Here is an 18,225-nt window from a genome sequence, read left to right as displayed (position 1 = left end):
ACGCACGTTGGCGACAGAAATTCGCTAAGGTGCAAACTCGACGTTGCCACAGCCGAGTCAACATTAACCATATGGGGGATCGCGCACTAAGGACCCCTGACGGTTAGTGCCCCCTTAACATTTTTGCGCGAGAGATAGACCCTTAGCGCGGAGATCAATACGCAAAGCGAATGACGGCGGACATTCATCCCCTGAGGTGAATTGTTTGAGAACGCTTCTCATGATCGCGCTGGCGGCGACCTTGGTCGGCTGCAGCCGTCAACCATCATACCAAGCGGCTACCAGAACGGCGGCTCATCAGCCGATCGAATTCGCGTCATTGAAGAGCGATCCGCCGACAGAAACCAAGCTCAAGAACGGAAGGCCGCCCCCTCTTCGGGTCCGTGACAGGGTTGCCCGTTTCATCGCCAAGAAAACAAAACCTGCAAGCATCAGAGCAAAAACTGAGCCTACGGCAACTCGCGTCCCGCTCCCACCTCCCTCGTTGAGGACACAACTCGAGCCGAAAAGCAAAGCCGATGCGGACTTGGGTACGATAGGGCAGCCCACTGTGGGTCTCTCTCAGAATTCTAAAAGCAGAACCATGCAAGAGCAGGTGGCGGCTGCGACCGAGGTCGCGGAGCGAATAACGGACAATGGCGAACCCACGGACCTCCTGGTTACCGTTGTAATGGCTCGTCCGGAGATCAAGTCGGTAGCCGATCTTGCGGGTAAAAGTGTTGCGATAGATGAAAGGTATTCTGCATCCAGCGTTGATGTCTGGGTCGGGTTTGTGGTGGCAGGGGCCTCCGTCAAAGTGAGTGCAGGACACAGCGCGGCGATCGATCGGCTCGGCAATGGCGAGGTGACGGCGGCTGTGCTGGCCCTCGTGTCTCCTGACGCAGCGGACGGGTTTCCTGAAATCGCTGGCTTCAAGATTTTTCGCGTCCCGCTTTGGCCATATGCTTCGAAGGCTCGACCTTAACCGATGAGCAAGACGATCTTCAAACTCTAAGCCTTTGTTGCGATGAGCCCCAAATCCCGAAATCCAAGCTAAGGGTTTGTGACAGTCGCACGAGCTGGCGGCTCGCCATGAGGCATCAGGTGGTAATCGTGGATGCTGTTCTGGTGGAACGCCGATTGGGCAAGCGACCGCGCCAACCGTCGCGTTGCTCGCCGTGCCGAACTTCCGCTGTGGGTCATTCGCTTCGTTATGGTAGTGGGTCAGCCGCGTCCGGTCTACCGCGATGACCAGACAATTTCAGAGACCGCCTGGACTTCGCATTTGGGCCAACAGGTGACATTCAAAATGAAAGAGACGACCGCCAGCTGAAGCGACCTTATTTTTCGGTCCGCCAACCGCCTAACAGAAACACCCTCCGTGCTTTGCGGTTTTGTCCAGCCTGCGATTGGACGTCGGTTAGATCGGTGGCGTACCGCTTCATCATGAGCTTGGCGAGTGCCCCTAAGATCAAGAACGGCGTCACATAGATCGCGAACGTCTCAAGCGCCTTCATGGCAACTTCCTCCGCGATTAGAAGCAAGGACATTACCACCGCTAAACTAGGATACTAGGGCAAATAGGGGCAAAACCGGGCTGCGCTTGAGAGCAGATCGGCCATGATCAGAGCCTTTCCTAACGTAAGCAGTCGCCGACCGAATGTCTGTTGAGGTCATTCGCGTCGGTTTGACTTTGTGCCCGGCACTTCCGGTCTCCCCCGACAAGCGGGCGAAACGCTGCGCAGGTCTCAGACGGGCCAATCTCGGGTCACGCCGCAGCAGACAAACCATCATTCGATAACTTGGTCGGCGCGACGAAGAAAAGAGTCCGGAATCGTCAGCCCGAGAGCCTTGGCGGTCTTGAGATTGATCACCAGCGCGAATTTGGTCGGTTGCTGGACGGGAAGATCGGAAGGCTTGGCACCTTTCAAGATCTTGTCGACGTATGTGGCAGCACGCCTCTCGAGATCCGCATAGTCGATGTCATAGGCCATTAGACCACCGGCGTCAGCGACTTGGATCGTATAAGGGTACATCGCTGGCAATCGGTAGCGAGCCGCGAGTTCGCTCACTCGTGCACGTTGAGCAACGAATATGCTCTCCGCCGTTGTGAGAAGCCCTTCGGCGCGCTCTCTGGCCCCGGCATCGAACGCGGCCGTCAGGTCATCGGCGGTGCGAACATCCTGGATTTGCAGGGTGACGCCTAGCGAGTGGGCCGCTTTCTCCAATGCCTTCACCTGCAGCGGTGCAATTGGATCAGCGAGATACGAGAGCACAAGCATCCTCGAGATTTCTGGTACAGCTTCCTTGAGCAATTCAAGGCGCTTGGCCGCGACTTCGGAAGCCATCATCGACATCCCGGTCACGTTTCCCCCGGGCTGGGCGAGGCTATCGACGAGGCCGGTTTCCACGGGGTCGCCGAGTGCGATCATGACGATTGGGATCGTGCGAGTTATCTTCTTCGCCGCCTGAGTCGCCGGCGTCGTGCTTGCGGCGATGATGTCCGCCCTGAGGCGCAGACATTCGGCGGCGAGGCTGGGAAACCGCTCGCCTTTTCCGTCCGCGGAAAGGTAGTCGACGCTGATGGTTTGCCCGTCCACATATCCCAAGTCGCGCAGGCCCTCGAAGAAAGGACCAAATCGGGTCGACCGCGACGCGTCTGGATCGAATGTAAGGAAGCAGAGCCGCGGGATATGCCTGGCCAGCTGGGCGTGCGCGGCGCGCGGCCATGCAACCGCACCGCCCAGGAGCGCGATGAATTCACGCCGTCTCATGCGCTTACGACCTTGATCCCGTCCAGTCGCAAGAGACTACACCAGCGCATCCCGCCTGTCCGTGGTTGAACTATGTCAAGAGCATTGCCAATCGCCCATCATAGATCGGGGTGCTGGGGTCACGCACCGGCCATGAGTTCGATGCGGCAACTACTCGGGATAGACCTGAACGTCCTCTGGCCTCGGCTTGTTGAAGAGGATGAAAACCAAGGGGTTGCCGGGCTCGGACATTGCGTCGCTGCGCTGGCCCGTTATCTCTCCGGCCACGCCGCTTGCATATTCCGCAACCACCTCGCCGAAGCTATTGCGCTGGACGGCAACCTTCTGTCCGACTTCGACCTTGTCGTTGAGTTTGACCAGATGCTCAACGAGACCGCCCGCGGTGGCCAGGATCGGGAAGGCGCTGTTACCGACAAAAACAGTCACGTCCTTGCCTGTACGCCCCATTGGGCCGGCAACGATGCCGTGATGCTTGAGCACGTTCATTGTGCCTTCCACGAAGAGCGAGATCATCTCGGGGTCGAGGACACGCGCGGCGCCGATCTCCGGCGTGAAGGACGGGATGCCCACGTCCATAAACGCGTTGTGCAGGACACCGGGATACACGTGATTGTCGAAGATTTGGCCGACGGGATAGAGCTCCACCATCGCCTTGACGCCGGGCACGTCCATACCGCCAATATTGAATGCGGTGACTTCGAATCCCGTTGTCCCCGTGTGGAAGTCGATCGCGAAGTCGGCGTTCGGCCGCAGCAGCCGGTTGAAGAGCAGCCCGGCGTGTCGGCTAGGCGCGGTGGCGCCGTTCTCGTTTCCGGGCCACTCCCGATTCATATCGATGAGATCGATGCCCCTGCCCTGGTTGGGCCATCTGCGCTGCATGCTTTCCAGGGCCGGGCGGGACACGTCCGTGACCGCCATCACCGTGCCCGACATCTGCGCCGGGTCGAGTTGGTTCATCACGGTCTGGACCGTATGTACAGAACTCATCTCGTCGCCATGCACGCCACTTGTCAGGATGCCGCGCTTGCCCGGATTTGCTCCCCGGGCGACCGTCACAGACACGTACCAGTGCTGTCCGGTTGGCATCTGAACGCCCTGAAAATACAAAAGGTGCTTCTTGCCGGGCTCCAGCTCGTTGACGTCGAGCGCGCTGACGACCTTTTTGCCTTCGATAACATCACCGGTATAGACCGTTCTGGATGCTGGACTGGCAGGGGATGTCGCCGCGCCCTGCGCATGCGCAGCACCAGCGTTGACGGCGACAGCGGCCGCGCCGCCGACCGTGGCAATGGATGCCATTATAAGATCGCGTCGATCGATGCCTTTTGCAGATTTGTCCGGCATGATGGGGCCCTTGGTGATTGTGAAAGGTAGCGTTCGTGCGACGACACGGCATGCGCGGTCCCGAGGCAATGCCCGCTAACGGTCAAACACGTCGTTTTGATATTTCCGAGCCTCTTCCTGCGTTCACCGACACAGCAGACCCGTCTTGAGGGCCAGACCGGGCTTCGCAAGGGCGGACTCGTGCACCGCAGCAAATCGACGGTGACTTATTCTATCGCTTCATCGGCGAGGGAAAGCAGCGTCGGCGGTTGGCCAGGCCGTGTCCCAACGAAAGCTTTGCAACCCCGGCAGCAGCCCCAGCCCGCGCCTTTCAAGCAGAGCGGGATCTGCGGAACTCGTCGCCGCGACCGACGTTTGATTTGCGAATGAGCAGCGCCGTCGCCCCGGCGCAAGCCAAGCGCCGAGGCGAGGCGCTGAGCTTGTGCCGGGGAGAATGCTCATGAGACTCACTCTTTCGGTCATCAAGGCTGACATTGGCTCCATCGGCGGGCACACGAAGCCGTCTACCCGCATGATAGCCACTGTCGAGGGCGCGGTTGCCAAGGCGATCTGCAACGGCCTCCTGATCGACGGTTTCGTCTGCCACACCGGCGACGACATTGCGATCATCATGACGCACACGCGGGGCGAAGGAAGCACCGAGGTCCATCAACTCGCCTGGAATGCGTTCCTCGCGGCCACCTCGGTCGCAAAACTCTCCGGGCTCTATGGCGCCGGCCAGGATCTTCTCGCCGACGCGCCTTCCGGAAACATTCGCGGCGCCGGCCCGGGCGTCGCCGAGCTCAGCTTCGACCACAGCCTCTCCGGCGCGCGCCCTGCGGAGTCCTTCATGGTGTTCGCGGCCGACAAATGCGGCCCGGGCGCCTACAACCTGCCGCTCTATCTCGCCTTTGCCGATCCCATGTACTGCGCTGGGCTGATGTTGCCTCCGATGATCAAGGGATTCCGTTTCCATGTCATCGACATGGACAACACGGCTGGCGACAGCCTGATCGAGCTCGACGCACCCGCCGACAGCTACCACATTGCCGCTCTGCTTCGCGACAATGAGCGCTTCGGCATCGATCGCATCGTCTCTCGAACCCATGGAGAGGTCGTCGTCGCCGTTTCGGCACAGCGCCTCCACGCGATCGCCGGCAAGTACACCGGCAAGGATGATCCAGTCGCGATCGTCAGAAACCAGGGGATTTTTCCCGCTCCGGAGGAAATAATCTCACCGTTCGCCAAGGCGCATTTCGTGGGCGGCGATGCGCGCGGCTCGCATGTGATGCCGCTCATGCCGGTGCCGCTCAATACGCCCGTTACCGGCATCTATTGCCTGCCGATCGTTTCCTGCGTCGGCTTCTCGATCGACCGGGAGGGCCGCTTTGCCGAGTCCTACACCGATTTCTTCGACAACCCGGCGTGGGATGAGGTCCGCCGGCGCGCCCAGCGCAAAGCCATCGAGATGCGCAGCCAGGGCTGGTCGGGCGCCGCCATGCTACCCTACTCCGAACTGGAATATGGCGGCTTCCGCGACACCGTATCCGGACTGCTGAAGCGTTTTCGACTGCGCGACGACCGCAAGCCGGAAGCGGCCGAGTAGCGAGCGCCAGAAGCTGGAGCGACATTCAGCGTTCAATCCACAGATGCAGGCACTATTGCGACATGCCGATCCGGGAGGTGGGTATGACAAAAAAACGCATCGGCATTCTCACGGGCGGCGGCGACGTCGCCGGCCTCAATGCAGTCATCAAGAGCGTGACTTATCGCGGCAGTGAGGACGACATCGAGGTCGTCGGTCTGCGCCGTGGTTGGGAGGCCCTCACCCACCTGAACCTCGACGACCCCAACAGCAGGTCTCACTACGTCATCCCGCTGAACCGTGAAAACACTCGCACCATCGACCGGCGCGGCGGCACCGTGCTGCACTCGAGCCGCGTCAATCCCTCCAAAACAAAAAAGCTGCCCGATCATCTTGTCGGCGATGATGTTCCGGTCTCGCCGAGCACCAAGGACGGCGCCACGACCAAGACGTGGGACCTCACCGGCCAGGTGCTGGCGAACCTTTCGGGACTGGGCATCGAACACCTGATCGCCATCGGCGGCGACGACACGCTCAGTTATGCGGCCAAGCTCAACGAACTCGGCGTCAAGATCATCGCCATCCCGAAGACGATGGACAACGACGTCCGCAACACCGAGTACTGCATCGGCTTCTCGACCGCGATCACCCGCGCCAGCGATGCCATCCAGCGGCAGCGCACCACCGTCGGCTCGCATGAGCGAATTGGCATTTTCCGCGTCTTTGGCCGCGATGCCGGATTTACGGCACTCTACACCGCGTATGCCACCTCGATACGATGCCTCATACCGGAGTATAAGGTCGACCTCGACAAGCTGATCCGGTTGCTCATCGAGGACAAGCGCGCCAATCCAAGCAACTACGCGCTGATCGTGCTCAGCGAGGGAGCTCAGTGGGACGGCTACAAGCTGCAGGAATACGGCGAGCCCGACCCCTACGGTCACCGCAAGAAGGCCAACGTGGCGGAATCGCTCGCCGACGAGATCAAGCGGCGCGCCGGCGAGGAGACCATCACCTCCGATCTCACCTACGACCTGCGATCGGGCGATCCCGACTTCATCGACAAGCTTGTAGCCCTCACCTTCGGTAACATGGCCTACGATGCCATGCTGGAAGGCAAGACCGGCCTCATGTCGGCGCTGGTCGAGGGCCGGTACGACCTGGTGCCCATCCCTGACGCCAAGCTCGGCCCGCGCAAACTGGACGTCGCAAGCACCTACAACACGGAGCGCTACCGGCCCATTTACGCCAACAAGCGGGGTCTGCCGATCTTCCTCAACCGCTCGTCATAGTGCGCCAACCAGACGCCGATCTCGGAGGCGCAATATCCTGGATAAAATCTCGTAGTGCCTCGGTATCGAATGGCTTGCGTAAAATTCTCAGGTTTGGAGGCGCTGCATTTGCGGCATCGCTGTAGCCGGTCGTAAGGGCGACGGGCAAATTGGGATAGCGCGAGCGAATTTCTCTCGCAAGCCCGACGCCGTCGATGGTCCCGGGCATGACGATATCGCTGAAGACGAGATCGATCTTTGTACCGGCTTCGAGCAGTGTCAGTGCCGCCTCGGCCGAATCTCGATAAATGGTCTCATAGCCCAGATGCTCGAACAGCGAGGATGTCACATCCGCCACATCAGCGCTGTCGTCGACGACGAGAACCGTCTTGCGCTGCGAGTGCTGTGCTTTGGTTCTGGCAGCGGCGAGCTCTTTGCTGGCGATTTGCTCGTCTTCGCAAGATGGCAAATAGATTGTAATCGTTGTTCCCTGTCCCACCTTGCTGTCTGCCGTTACCGTTCCGCCGGCCTGGTGCGCAAAACCATAAACCTGGGACAAACCGAGCCCGGTCCCTTTGCCGACCTCTTTGGTCGTGAAGAAAGGATCGAACATCTTGGACAGAAGATTTGGCGGAATACCGGTGCCCGTATCGCCAAACGCTATCGCAAAGAAGGCTTTCCCAAGACGCTCGCCACCGGCTTCCTGATTTGCGGTCACCGCGTGGACGGACAACGTGAAGGTGCCGCCGTTTGGCATCGCATCGCGCGCATTAACGGCGATATTGACGATCGCAAGTTCCAGTTCGGCAAGGTCCACCTTGACCGACGAGACACCGTCGCCGATGTTCTCTTCGTACACGATGTTGCCGCGCAGCGAGCTCTCTATCATGGTCCGCATGTTTTTTATGGACGCATTCAGATCCACCACCGTCGGGCTGAGATGCTGATGACGAGAGAATGTCAACAATTGGCGCGTCAGACTTTCTCCGCGTTTGGCCGCGGTCTGTATGGCTTCGATTGCTCTCGGCAGTTTTGGATCAAGCAGGCGCGCGAAGATCTGGGCGCTGCCTCCAATGATCATCAACAGATTGTTGAAGTCGTGCGCAATCCCTCCGGTCAGTTTACCGATTGCCTCCATTTTCTGTGACATCGCGAGTTGCTCGCGTGCCTGGACCAGTTTTTCCTCCGCGTCGCGTCGCTCGGTTGCGTCCCGGATTACGCTGATGAACCCAATTAGATTTCCTGCGTCATCACGGCTCGAAGAGACCGAGCCGGTGATGAAGAACGGCGTACCATTCTTTCTGATGCGCCAACCCTCTACTTCGTGCCTGCCCCTTTGGACTGCCGACTCCAGTGCCTGGGTTGGCGAGCCCGCGCGGCGCTCATCCGGCCGATAAAATATCCCAAAATGCTTGCCTATGATTTCTTCCGGGGCGTAGCCGATGATCTTTTGAGCGGTGCTGTTCCAACTCGTAACGTGTCCTTCCTTATCAAGGGCAAAAATCGCGTAGTCGACAACACCTTCGATAAGAGTGTGGAAGTGGCGCCTCACGCTGTCGAGCGCCAAGTTGTTGCGTTCAAGCTGACGGTTCAGTTGGTCCTGAACGGAAGCCAAATGGGCTTCGGTGGCCTGGTGCGTCGCAATTGCCGCAGCCAAAGCAAGAGGTGGTGCCGATACGCTGACCGAAAGCACGAACAACGATAATAGCGCTCCATTCAAATCTGCTTTCGGAAATGGATCGTTGCCTATCGAGAAGCCCCACACGGCCATTCCGATGAAAATAAGCGCGGCCGTAGCCACGTTGCATCGATGGCCGCGCAGGCCGGCCCACATCAAGGGCAGCAAAACCAGAAAGCCCAGAAGGCTCCGATATGGCAGCACCACGTTGAGGTCGCTGAAGAGGTCACTATCGATAAGCGGGCTGTAAGCAACGATCCCAATGATGACCGCGAGAGCAGAGACTGCGATCGATTCCAATACATCCCGTTTGGAAGACGTGCGTAAGAGCATCGTCGCCCATAGCACGACGACCGGCGTGATCACCAAGGCCCCCGCAGCGTCTGCAAGCCACCAGGTTAGCCAGGTGACGACGGAATTGGAAAAGCCTGGCTCGTTGGCGAGACTGAATCCGACCATGACGATGGTTGAACTAATCATGGCAGTCGGCGCAAAGGAAATGATTGCAAACTTCACGATGCCGGATGGGGTGGCAAACGTCTTGCGACCGTTCGACCAGCGACTGATCAGCCACGCCCCGGCAAATGCGGCAAGGAGAGTGCCGATCCCGACGAAGCCCAACTCCAAGAGCGATCGGTCGGCCATGAGGTAAGGAGAAACGGCCCCCACCAGGATCGCGGGCCAGATCCGGTAGCCGCGTAGCAGGACGAGCGCGAATGCCAGCCCGGTTGGTGGCCACAATGGTGTCGCTGTCGGATTTATTGCCGGTAAGAGACGCGCTGCCTCGGCAAGGCCGCCATAAATCACGGCAAGTATTAGGATCTCGGCCAAATGGGTAGCAGCGCTCCGAGCGCTGCCAGAAGCAAAAATCTTGGCCTTACCAATCCCTGCCCCTTCCATCACAAGCCTTTGCGGTGGGCATCTCGAGAAAAGCGGTGGAGCGACGACCTGGCCCGCCGTCCAAAGTCACCAGGAATTGGCGGTCGCAATTCCACTACGTCGACGACCCTGTCAAACCTCAACGCAGTTTTGACCAAAACATGGCCACACGATGGTGAGTAAAGGTTGCTTGCCGACTTCTGCCTCGGGCCACTCACCTAACGACTGAGGTATACCAAGAAACGAAAGGGCTCGCTGCGACGTCCGGAACACAGACAGGACCGGCCGCCCTGTGTGTCGGCGAGATCATCAGCGATCAACTTCTCTGTCGATGCCTAGCCGCCGTTGGGCCGAACTGTCCTCGTCAGCATCGGAAAATGCTTATTGCCGCCTGAAAACGGCGGGAACTGGACGAAATCTGCACGCATGCGCTTGATCACGTCGGAACCGAGCGCGCGCGAGAGGGCTTCCGGGCTGTCGAACACCAGCTTGTTACGCTGCATGTGCTCGACCCGTCGCGACGGCAGCCGGTCGACCCAATCGATGCGCGTATAGATCTCGATCTGCCGGACATTCGGAAAGGTCCGCATGATCGTTGGATGGTGCTCCAGATAGTGCAGGTTCCAGGCGTTCATGTCCTCGGCCGGGCCGGGATAGTGGACGAGGTAGCTGCACGGGGTTGCCGTATCCTTGGGGTCTTTGCCTTCGGGGTGTTCGGCGACGTCAACGGGAAAGGAACGCGTCAGCATCACCTGATGCGTGACGTCCAATCCGGTGAGGCGCCCCTCGCCCGCAGCGAGGCCGGCAAGAACTCCGCCCCGACCCAGTACGGCCTCGCACGCGAACAGATCCGGAAACCGCAATTGAAGCGCAAACACGGGGCCGGAGCCATCGGCCTTGTGGGGATGGTCGACCGATTGTTCGAGCGGCGTGAACAGCAAGCCCTCGGTCATCTCCGGAATCGATCCGACCAGTGCTGCGGCGGCCGCGAGATCATCGGACTCGATCCGCCGCTCGCCTACGGGGTCGGAGAATGTCATGAAGAGCGAGATCGTCACAGCGTCGCCTCGGCCTCCTCGTCGACACGCAAATGCGCCAGGAGGGCAGCGCGAACATCATCGGGCCATGGGATAGCATGGTGATCCACGAGCGAGGTTGCGGCAAGGATCTGCCGGGCGCGCCAGCGCACGCCATCCGCGCCAGAAACGACATGGGCCAAATGCAGCGATGCCCTGCCGACCTTGCCAATGCGCGGGGCGAATGTCAGGTGGTCGCCAAACCTCGACGGTCGGGAAAAGTCGCAGGTCAAATGCACCGTGGGCGTCCCGATCTTCCGGACCGCGATCAATTCCGACCATGGAAAACCGATCGCCGCCCAGAATTCCTCGACGACCCCGTTGAGAATATTCAGGTAGGACGGGAAGTAGGCGATCCCTGAGGGATCGCAGTCGCCGAACCTCAGCTGACGATCGAAGGAAAACAACGTCATCAGATCGCAACAACGGGGTGTCTGATCACACCGACACCATCGACGCCTGCTTCCACCACGTCGCCCGGCCATAGCCATTCCTGGGGGCTCATGCCGGCGCCGACGCCTTCAGGCGTGCCGGTCGCGATGATGTCGCCGGGCTCGAGCGTCATGCCCGACGATATGTCTGATATCAGCACCGGGATGTCGAAGATCATGTATTTGGTGTTGGACTCCTGCTTCATGACGCCATTCTTGGTCAGCCAGAGCCGCAGATCATGCGGATTGGGAATCTCGTCCGCGGTGACGATGCAGGGGCCGAACGGCGCGTAGGTGTCCATGCCCTTGGAGAAGATCCATTGCCCGGCGCGGCGGTTATCGCGCGCAGAGATGTCGATCATCACGGAATAGCCGAAGACATGATCCATCGCCTTCTCGACCGCGATGCGGCTTGCGGTCTTGCCGATGATGACGGCGAGCTCGACCTCCCAGTCGAGCTGCTGCGTCATCTTGGCATTGTGCTGGATCGCGGCCCCCGGACCGATCACAGAGGTCGGCGGCTTGGAGAAGACGACCGGCTGCTTCGGCAGGTCCTTGTCGGTATCCAGGCTCTTGGCGGACTCCGCGACATGCGCGCGGTAGTTCAGCCCGATGCCAAAGATGTTTTTTCGCGGTCGCGGGATCGGGGCCTGCAGCTTCACGTCCTCGACGGCAACCGCGGAGCCGCCCGGAAAGCGGCCATTGGCGTTCTCCAGAGCGTCCCTCAGCGCCGGCAACAAGGTCACGCTGTTGTCGATGAACGACAGCATGTCGCTTGGCCAGGCCAGATCGCGCGATGCGCCGAGGCGCTCGACATCGACCACCAATCCGTTGACGAGGACGCCGAGACGGGCACCGCTGGAGCCCAAGGTGTAGGTGACGAGGCGCATGTAGATCCGACTCTTTGGTTGAACTCTGAAAGCGAGCGATGACGCGTCAGGCGGCGACCGGCTGGTGCCCGGCGTTGTCGCCATAGGCCTCTTCCCGGTAGAGACCGAGGCCCTCGATGACGGGAAGATCGTTGAAGCAGAACAGGCAGGCGTCCTCGCTCTCCGAGAGGTTGCCGTGCTCGTGCCAGGCCCAAGACGGGACGCAGAAGATGTCGCGCTCCTCCCACTCGAAACGCTTGCCGCCGATCACCGAGAAACCGCGGCCCTTGGCAACCTGGTAGAGGAAGCTGCCGGTATGCCGGTGCGATTTCGTCTTCTCGCCCGGCCGCAGCAACTGCATGCTCGCGCCGATCGTCTGCATCACGTGGCCACCGGTGACGGGGTTGACGTAGTTCATGAGGATGCCGTCGTAGGGCGAGCCGTCGGTCGCCGCGCCATATTTGCGCAAGGAGTCATAGGTCGGCTCCCACTCATATTTGAACATGGGGGAATAGCCCTTCGACCAGCGCGAGTCGGCCGGCCGCAGACCGGGATTGCCCCAGGTCTTGGTCATGTCGTCCACGGGATAACCAGACTCCTCCTGCTGGATCTTCGGATGCACCACGAAGAAATTGGCTTCCAGCGCATTGACGAGCGGGATGTCCAGGCCATCCTGCCAGATACAGACCGAGCCATTTCCTTCAACGCCATGCTCGTGCCAGGTGCCGTTCGGCGTCAGCACGAAGTCCCGTGCGCCGAGCGTCATCTTGTGGCCGTCGACGATGGTGTAGGCGCCAGCCCCTTCCATGATAAAGCGGAGGGCCGACGCCGAATGCGCGTGTGCGGTGGCGACCTCACCGGGGTGCATCACCTGCAATCCCGAATAGAGCCAGCCGACCGCGGCCGACACATCGCGGCGGCCGGGATTGTTGAGGTAGATCACCCGCCGCCCCGCCTTCTCCGGCGAGACCAGTTCCACCGAGCGCAGCACGTGCTCGCGCAAATCGTTGTAGCGCCAAAGAACGGGAACGGAGGCGGATTGCGGCTGCCATGGCTCGATCTTGTTGGCGACTGTCCAGAGCGCGCCGGCTTCATACTTTTCGAGGTCCTTGTAGTAGGCCTTGAGCTCCGGGGTGTCTTCGACGTTGGCCCGGCCGATCACGTTCTCGCGCATCCTATCCTCCAAGTCTCATCCTGAAGTCCTGTCTCGTGGCTTCGCCTAGAGCATAATGAATTTGGGTTGAGGTGATTGGGCCGCGGGCTCGCTCCGCCTCTCCCGCTTGCGGGAGCGACCGACGCGCTCGCAGAGCGCGGCGGGTGAAGGCTCTCGCCTCTTGGGGGTTCTCGATTGCGGACACACCCTCTCCCCAACCCTCCCCCGCAAGCGGGGGAGGGAGCGCACCTTCTTTGCGGTCTGCATCCCAAACCATTATTCCGATCTCATGGGTATCGGCGTGAAGCCCTGTTCCGCGGCATCGCCCTCACCGTCTGCGAGGCCCAGCGGCGCCAAAGGACGCCTGTTAACCCTCAGGTCGAAAATGTCGAACCGGTTATAGTGCCCGACGATATCGTGCATCTGCTTCGGCTGGATGCAGCGGCCGAGATCGATCTCGGCATAGACGATGCCTTCATCGTCGATCAGGGGCTCGCCGACCACGCGGCCATCCGGGCCGATGATGCCGGAGAATGCGCTGGACTTGCGCTGCAATCGTGCCCGCGCATCGGGAACGACCTTCTCCATGGCCGAGATGATCTCCTCCGAGACGGTCGAGCAGGAGACGATCGTGAAGATCTTGCCTTCGAAGGAATGGGCAATCGCGCGCAACTTGATCGCCTCCGCCATGTCGTAGTCGGGTGGCGCAACGGGCAGCGAGATGTAGCTTGCGACGTGCACGAGTTCGCCCTGCCCGAGCAGCGCGAAGCGCGCGAGCGTGTTGGTGTTCTCGCCGCACGCAAGCGCTCCGAGCGGCCCGATCCCGGTATCATAGACCTTGAGGCTCGACCCGTCACCGCCGGTCCAGGTCAGCTTTTCCGCCCAGGTCGGCACCAGCTTGCGGTGCTTGCCGAGCAGCGCGCCGTCCGGACCGATGAAGACCAGCGTGTTGTAGATGGCACCGAGCGACACCGGGCTGCGCTCGTTCACCCCGAGCACGACGTAGCATTCGGCATCGCGCGCGGCCTTCCGGACGATGTCGATCTCCGGGCCCGGCACGAGCACAGATTCCCTGGCGAGCTTCTCGAACCAGGCGCTGCCGGTGACAGGATCGGTGATCCAGTTCCAATAGGGATAGCCGGGAACGAACACTTCGGGGAACGCGACGAGCCTGGCGCCGTTGCTTGCGGCTTCACGGACCAGTGAAGCGGCCTTCTCAGCCGTCGCGGTCGCATTCAAATATTCCGGTGAGGCCTGGACGGCGGCAGCTTTAAAGCGAGGCAGCTTCAGCATCGGCCCACCTTTCGGCCGGCCTCGTGATCGCCCGTCCCGCAAGGAGATGGGCTAGAGTGCCAGCGCTCGGCGTTGACTTACTTTACATGTAAACGTATGCTAACGCATATTTCTGGAGGGTGCAATGGCTGAACGGTCTTTTGCTCGCGAAGTCGAGGATCTCCGGCTGGGAGATGGCGACACGTTCCGCGGCGAAGGCATCCTCGCCATCACCAAAGCCCTGCTGCAATCGGGCGTCGCCTATGTCGGCGGCTATCAGGGCTCGCCGATCTCGCATCTGATGGACGTACTCGCCGACGCCAAGGACGTGCTCGACGATCTCGGCGTCGTGTTCCAGAGCTCCGCCAATGAAGCCGCCGCCGCGGCCATGCTGTCAGCCTCGGTCATGTACCCGCTTCGTGGCGCGGTGGCGTGGAAGTCGACCGTCGGCACCAATGTGGCCTCCGATGCGCTCGCCAACCTGGCCTCGGGCGGCGTCACCGGCGGCACGATGATCATCGTCGGCGAGGACTATGGCGAGGGCTCCTCCATCATGCAGGAGCGGACCCACGCCTTCGCAATGAAGTCGCAGATGTGGCTGCTGGATCCACGTCCTGATCACGAATGCATCGTGAAGCTGATCGAGAAAGGCTTTGAGCTGTCCGAGGTCTCGAACACGCCCGTCATGCTCGAGGTTCGCGTTCGCGCCTGCCACATGCATGGAAGCTTCGCCTGCAAGGACAATGTCAAGCCGGCCCACACCATCAAGGACGCGCTGAACAATCCCAGGCGCGACGTCGGCCGCATCGTGCTGCCGCCGGCAGCCTATGAGCATGAGCAGGAGAAGATCAGGACGCGGATGCCCGCGGCCATCAGCTTCATCCGGGACAACAAGCTGAACGAATGGATGGGGCCGAAGCAGGCCAAGGTCGGCATCATCATGCAGGGCGGGATGTACAACAATGTCATCCGCGCGCTGCAATATCTCGGCCTGTCGGACGCCTACGGCAACACCCAGGTTCCGCTCTACGTCATGAACGTCACCTACCCCGTCATCGATACGGAGGTCGCGGAGTTTTGCGTCGGCAAGGACGCCATTCTCATGGTCGAGGAAGGCCAGCCCGAATATCTGGAGCAGGCGATCAACACCGTGCTGCGCCGCAAGGACATCAACGCGCGCGTCCACGGCAAGGACGTGCTGCCGATGGGCGGCGACTATACCGCGCAGGTCCTGCTCGACGGCGTCCGCGAATTCCTGGAGAAGACCGATCCGAGACTGCTCGGCAACCGGCCGCCGGCGCCGGACGCAAGACCTTTGCTTGGTCACCCCGCCATCGAGAAGCTGAAGCAGGTGGTGCCGGCGCGTCCACCCGGTCTTTGCACCGGCTGTCCGGAACGTCCGATCTTTGCGGCCATGAAGCTCGTCGAGGAGGAGCTCGGCCAGCACCACGTCTCCGCCGACATCGGCTGCCATCTGTTCTCGATCCTCCCGCCTTTCAATATCGGCGCGACGACCATGGGCTTTGGCCTCGGGCCGGCCTCGACCTCGGCCTTCAACGTCAAGGCGGACAAGCGCTCGATCGCCGTCATGGGCGACGGCGGCTTCTGGCACAACGGATTGACCAGCGGCATCGGCAATGCGGTCTTCAACAAGCACGACGGCGTGTTCGTCATCGTCGACAACTACTACACCTCGGCGACCGGCGGTCAGGACATCCTGTCGTCGCGCGCGATCAACAAGCGGCGTAATACCAATAATTCGATCGTTCAGGCCGTGAAAGGCATCGGCGGTCAATGGGTCCGGCAGATCGACCGCACCTACGATGTCGGCAAGATGCGCGACACACTGAAGGAAGCGCTGACGACGAAAGAGGAAGGCCCCAAGGTCATCGTCGCCTCCTCCGAGTGCATGCTGAACAAGCAGCGCCGCGTGAAGCCGCAGATGAACAAGGCGATCAAGGACGGCGTGCGTATCGTCAAGGAACGTTTCGGCGTCGATGAGGACGTCTGCACCGGGGACCATGCCTGCATCCGCCTCTCGGGCTGCCCGTCGCTCTCGGTGAAGCAACTGGACGATCCCTTGCGCGACGATCCCGTTGCGGCGATCGACAATTCCTGCGTCGGCTGCGGCAATTGCGGCGAGGTCGCCGAAGCGGCGGTGCTGTGCCCCTCCTTCTATCGCGCGGACGTGATTCACAATCCGACCGGCTGGGACAAATTCAAATCGAAGGTCGCCATGGCCGTGATCGGCTGGCTGCAGCGACGGCGCGATCGCCGCCGTCCCGCGCTTGAGGCGTTGGCATGAGAGACGAAACGGTCCGACTGGCACTGCCCGCCGCAGGTGATGCAACCGAGCGGCCGGTCTCCATCGCCATCGTTGCGATGGGCGGCCAGGGCGGCGGCGTCCTGACCGACTGGATCGTCCAGCTTGCCGAGAACCATGGCTGGGTCGCGCAGTCGACGTCGGTGCCCGGTGTCGCCCAGCGCACCGGCGCCACGATCTACTACATCGAGGCGATGCCGCCACTCGACGGCCGCAAGCCGATCCTGTCGCTGATGCCGACGCCCGGCGACGTCGACGTGGTGATGGCGGCCGAATTCATGGAAGCCGGACGCTCGATCCTGCGTGGCCTCGTGACGCCGGATCGCACCACGCTGATCGCGTCCAATCACCGCTCGTTTGCGATCGGCGAGAAGATCGCGCCGGGCAACGGCATCGCCGACAAGGGCGCGGTGACCGGCGCGATCGGGGTCGCCGCCAAGACCGAGATCATCTTCGACATGAACGCGCTGGCGATCGCGAACGGCAGCGTCATCTCGGCCGCGATGTTCGGCGCGCTTGCAGGCGCCGGCGTGCTGCCCTTCAGCCGCGAGAGCTATCTCGACGTGGTCCGCGCCGGCGAGAAAGGCGCCAAGGCCAGCCTGCGCACGTTCGAAGCCGCCCTTGACCGGGTGCAGTCGAAATCCCCGGAGCCGGCGACGCCGCCGCCACCCAAGGCGACCGACAAGGCAGCCGACAACGCGCCCGCTCCCGCTGCCGTGGATCCACGTCTTGCCGGCCTCGTCGCCCGGCTGACGCGGGAGTTGCCCGAGTCCGCGCTCGCCATGGCCCGCGCCGGGCTGAAGAAAGTCGTCGATTTCCAGGACATCGCCTATGGTGCCGAATATCTCGACATCCTCGGCAAGCTCCACGCTGCCGATCGGAGTTCTAGCGGCGCCGCCGGAAACTTTGCCTTCACGCAGGCCGCGGCAAAATATCTCGCCAACGCCATGACCTATGATGACGTCATCCGCGTGGCCGACCTCAAGACCAGATCCGCCCGCCGCACGCGGATCGAGGGCGAGCTCGAGCTGTCGCAGGACCAGGTGCTCCAGACCACCGAATTCATGCATCCGCGCATGGAGGAGGTCATGGGCATGCTGCCGGCGGGCCTCGGCCGCTGGCTCGGCGGGAAGCCGCGCCTCCTCGGTTGGCTCGACCGTCGTGTCAACAAGGGACGCCGGGTGCGGACCTACTCGCTGCCCTGGTTTCTCGCGCTCTATGTCGTCGGCGGACTTCGCGGCATGCGCCGCCGCTCTCTGCGTCACGCCATCGAGACGGCGCATCGGGACGAATGGCTCAGGGCCGCAACGCAGGCTGTCGGGACCAACTACCAGTTGGGCATCGAGATCCTGCAATGCCATCGGCTGATCAAAGGATATTCCGATACCCACAGCCGCGGCCTGTCGAAGTTCGACAGGACGCTGGCCGCGATCAAGCTAATCGAGCGGCGCGAGGACGCCGCCGACTGGGCACGGCGGTTGCGGGAAGCCGCACTGAAGGACAGTGCGGGCAAGGAGCTCGATGGCGTGATCCAGACCATCAAGACCTTCGCGTGACGTCGTCAGGGACAGAACAGGATTGGATTGCCGTTCACCCCGAGGGGCGCCAAGAT

Annotated in this window: 15 protein-coding genes; 6 read left to right on the top strand and 9 right to left on the bottom strand. The window is 61.4% G+C overall.

All coding sequences use genetic code 11. The features are described from left to right. Positions 1-220: 220 nt before the first annotated feature. Both QQL28_RS00935 and QQL28_RS00930 read left to right on the top strand, forming a co-directional pair. Positions 221-964 carry a type 2 periplasmic-binding domain-containing protein gene (locus tag QQL28_RS00935; protein WP_284260196.1) on the top strand — a complete coding sequence of 248 codons (744 nt, stop codon included), beginning with the start codon at positions 221-223 and terminating at the stop codon, positions 962-964. Positions 965-1,096: 132 nt separating this feature from the next. After that, positions 1,097-1,312 (top strand): hypothetical protein, encoded by a 216-nt coding sequence (locus QQL28_RS00930; RefSeq protein ID WP_284260195.1) that lies wholly within the window; start codon positions 1,097-1,099, stop codon positions 1,310-1,312. 7 nt (positions 1,313-1,319) lie between these two features. Here the strand turns inward: QQL28_RS00930 and QQL28_RS00925 are convergent, their stop codons facing one another. The 3 genes from QQL28_RS00925 to QQL28_RS00915 form a co-directional block, all read right to left on the bottom strand. Beyond that, positions 1,320-1,496: a hypothetical protein gene (locus tag QQL28_RS00925; RefSeq protein WP_284260194.1), complete on the bottom strand. Its 177-nt coding sequence runs from the start codon at positions 1,494-1,496 to the stop codon at positions 1,320-1,322. Between the two features lie 273 nt (positions 1,497-1,769). Then, positions 1,770-2,753, bottom strand: a complete 984-nt coding sequence (locus tag QQL28_RS00920; protein ID WP_284260193.1) for an ABC transporter substrate-binding protein — start codon at positions 2,751-2,753, stop codon at positions 1,770-1,772. 150 nt (positions 2,754-2,903) lie between these two features. After that, the gene (locus QQL28_RS00915; RefSeq protein ID WP_284260192.1) at positions 2,904-4,097 is read right to left on the bottom strand and encodes a M14 family metallopeptidase; all 1,194 of its coding nucleotides are present in this window, start codon (positions 4,095-4,097) and stop codon (positions 2,904-2,906) included. Between the two features lie 439 nt (positions 4,098-4,536). Between QQL28_RS00915 and QQL28_RS00910 the strand changes: the two genes are divergently transcribed. Together QQL28_RS00910 and QQL28_RS00905 are read left to right on the top strand one after the other, a co-directional pair. Then, on the top strand, positions 4,537-5,682 hold the full coding sequence (locus QQL28_RS00910; RefSeq protein ID WP_284260191.1) for a fructose-1,6-bisphosphatase: 1,146 nt from the start codon (positions 4,537-4,539) through the stop codon (positions 5,680-5,682). Between the two features lie 83 nt (positions 5,683-5,765). Beyond that, positions 5,766-6,953: a 6-phosphofructokinase gene (locus QQL28_RS00905; RefSeq protein WP_284260189.1), complete on the top strand. Its 1,188-nt coding sequence runs from the start codon at positions 5,766-5,768 to the stop codon at positions 6,951-6,953. Here the strand turns inward: QQL28_RS00905 and QQL28_RS00900 are convergent. The 6 genes from QQL28_RS00900 to QQL28_RS00875 all read right to left on the bottom strand — a co-directional run bounded on the left by QQL28_RS00900 (position 6,937) and on the right by QQL28_RS00875 (position 14,311). Continuing rightward, positions 6,937-9,441, bottom strand: a complete 2,505-nt coding sequence (locus QQL28_RS00900; protein WP_284260188.1) for an MASE1 domain-containing protein — start codon at positions 9,439-9,441, stop codon at positions 6,937-6,939. The genes QQL28_RS00905 and QQL28_RS00900 overlap by 17 nt on opposite strands. 383 nt (positions 9,442-9,824) lie before the next feature. Continuing rightward, entirely contained in the window at positions 9,825-10,547 is a 723-nt protein-coding gene (locus QQL28_RS00895) for a hypothetical protein (RefSeq protein WP_284260186.1), read from the bottom strand. After that, on the bottom strand, positions 10,544-10,978 hold the full coding sequence (locus QQL28_RS00890; RefSeq protein WP_284260185.1) for an acyl-CoA thioesterase: 435 nt from the start codon (positions 10,976-10,978) through the stop codon (positions 10,544-10,546). Before QQL28_RS00890 ends, QQL28_RS00895 begins: the two co-directional genes overlap by 4 nt. Next, positions 10,978-11,886, bottom strand: a complete 909-nt coding sequence (locus QQL28_RS00885) for a fumarylacetoacetate hydrolase family protein (RefSeq protein ID WP_284260183.1) — start codon at positions 11,884-11,886, stop codon at positions 10,978-10,980. Before QQL28_RS00885 ends, QQL28_RS00890 begins: the two co-directional genes overlap by 1 nt. 46 nt (positions 11,887-11,932) lie before the next feature. Then, a complete protein-coding gene (locus QQL28_RS00880; RefSeq protein WP_284260182.1) occupies positions 11,933-13,039 on the bottom strand; it encodes a cupin domain-containing protein in 1,107 nt (368 codons plus the stop codon). Positions 13,040-13,294: 255 nt separating this feature from the next. Continuing rightward, positions 13,295-14,311: a carbon-nitrogen hydrolase family protein gene (locus QQL28_RS00875; RefSeq protein ID WP_284260181.1), complete on the bottom strand. Its 1,017-nt coding sequence runs from the start codon at positions 14,309-14,311 to the stop codon at positions 13,295-13,297. A 124-nt stretch (positions 14,312-14,435) separates the two neighbouring features. On the opposite strand from QQL28_RS00875, the gene QQL28_RS00870 reads away from it, so the two are divergent. Both QQL28_RS00870 and QQL28_RS00865 read left to right on the top strand, forming a co-directional pair. Then, a complete protein-coding gene (locus QQL28_RS00870; protein WP_284260180.1) occupies positions 14,436-16,595 on the top strand; it encodes an indolepyruvate ferredoxin oxidoreductase subunit alpha in 2,160 nt (719 codons plus the stop codon). Next, entirely contained in the window at positions 16,592-18,169 is a 1,578-nt protein-coding gene (locus QQL28_RS00865; protein ID WP_284260178.1) for an indolepyruvate oxidoreductase subunit beta family protein, read from the top strand. The genes QQL28_RS00870 and QQL28_RS00865 overlap by 4 nt, the downstream gene beginning before the upstream one ends. Positions 18,170-18,225 lie beyond the last annotated feature (56 nt).

Source organism: Bradyrhizobium iriomotense (genome assembly GCF_030160715.1).
Lineage (GTDB): Bacteria > Pseudomonadota > Alphaproteobacteria > Rhizobiales > Xanthobacteraceae > Bradyrhizobium > Bradyrhizobium iriomotense.
Note: the sequence above shows the minus strand (reverse complement) of the source record. Positions and strands in the feature narration are given on the sequence as shown.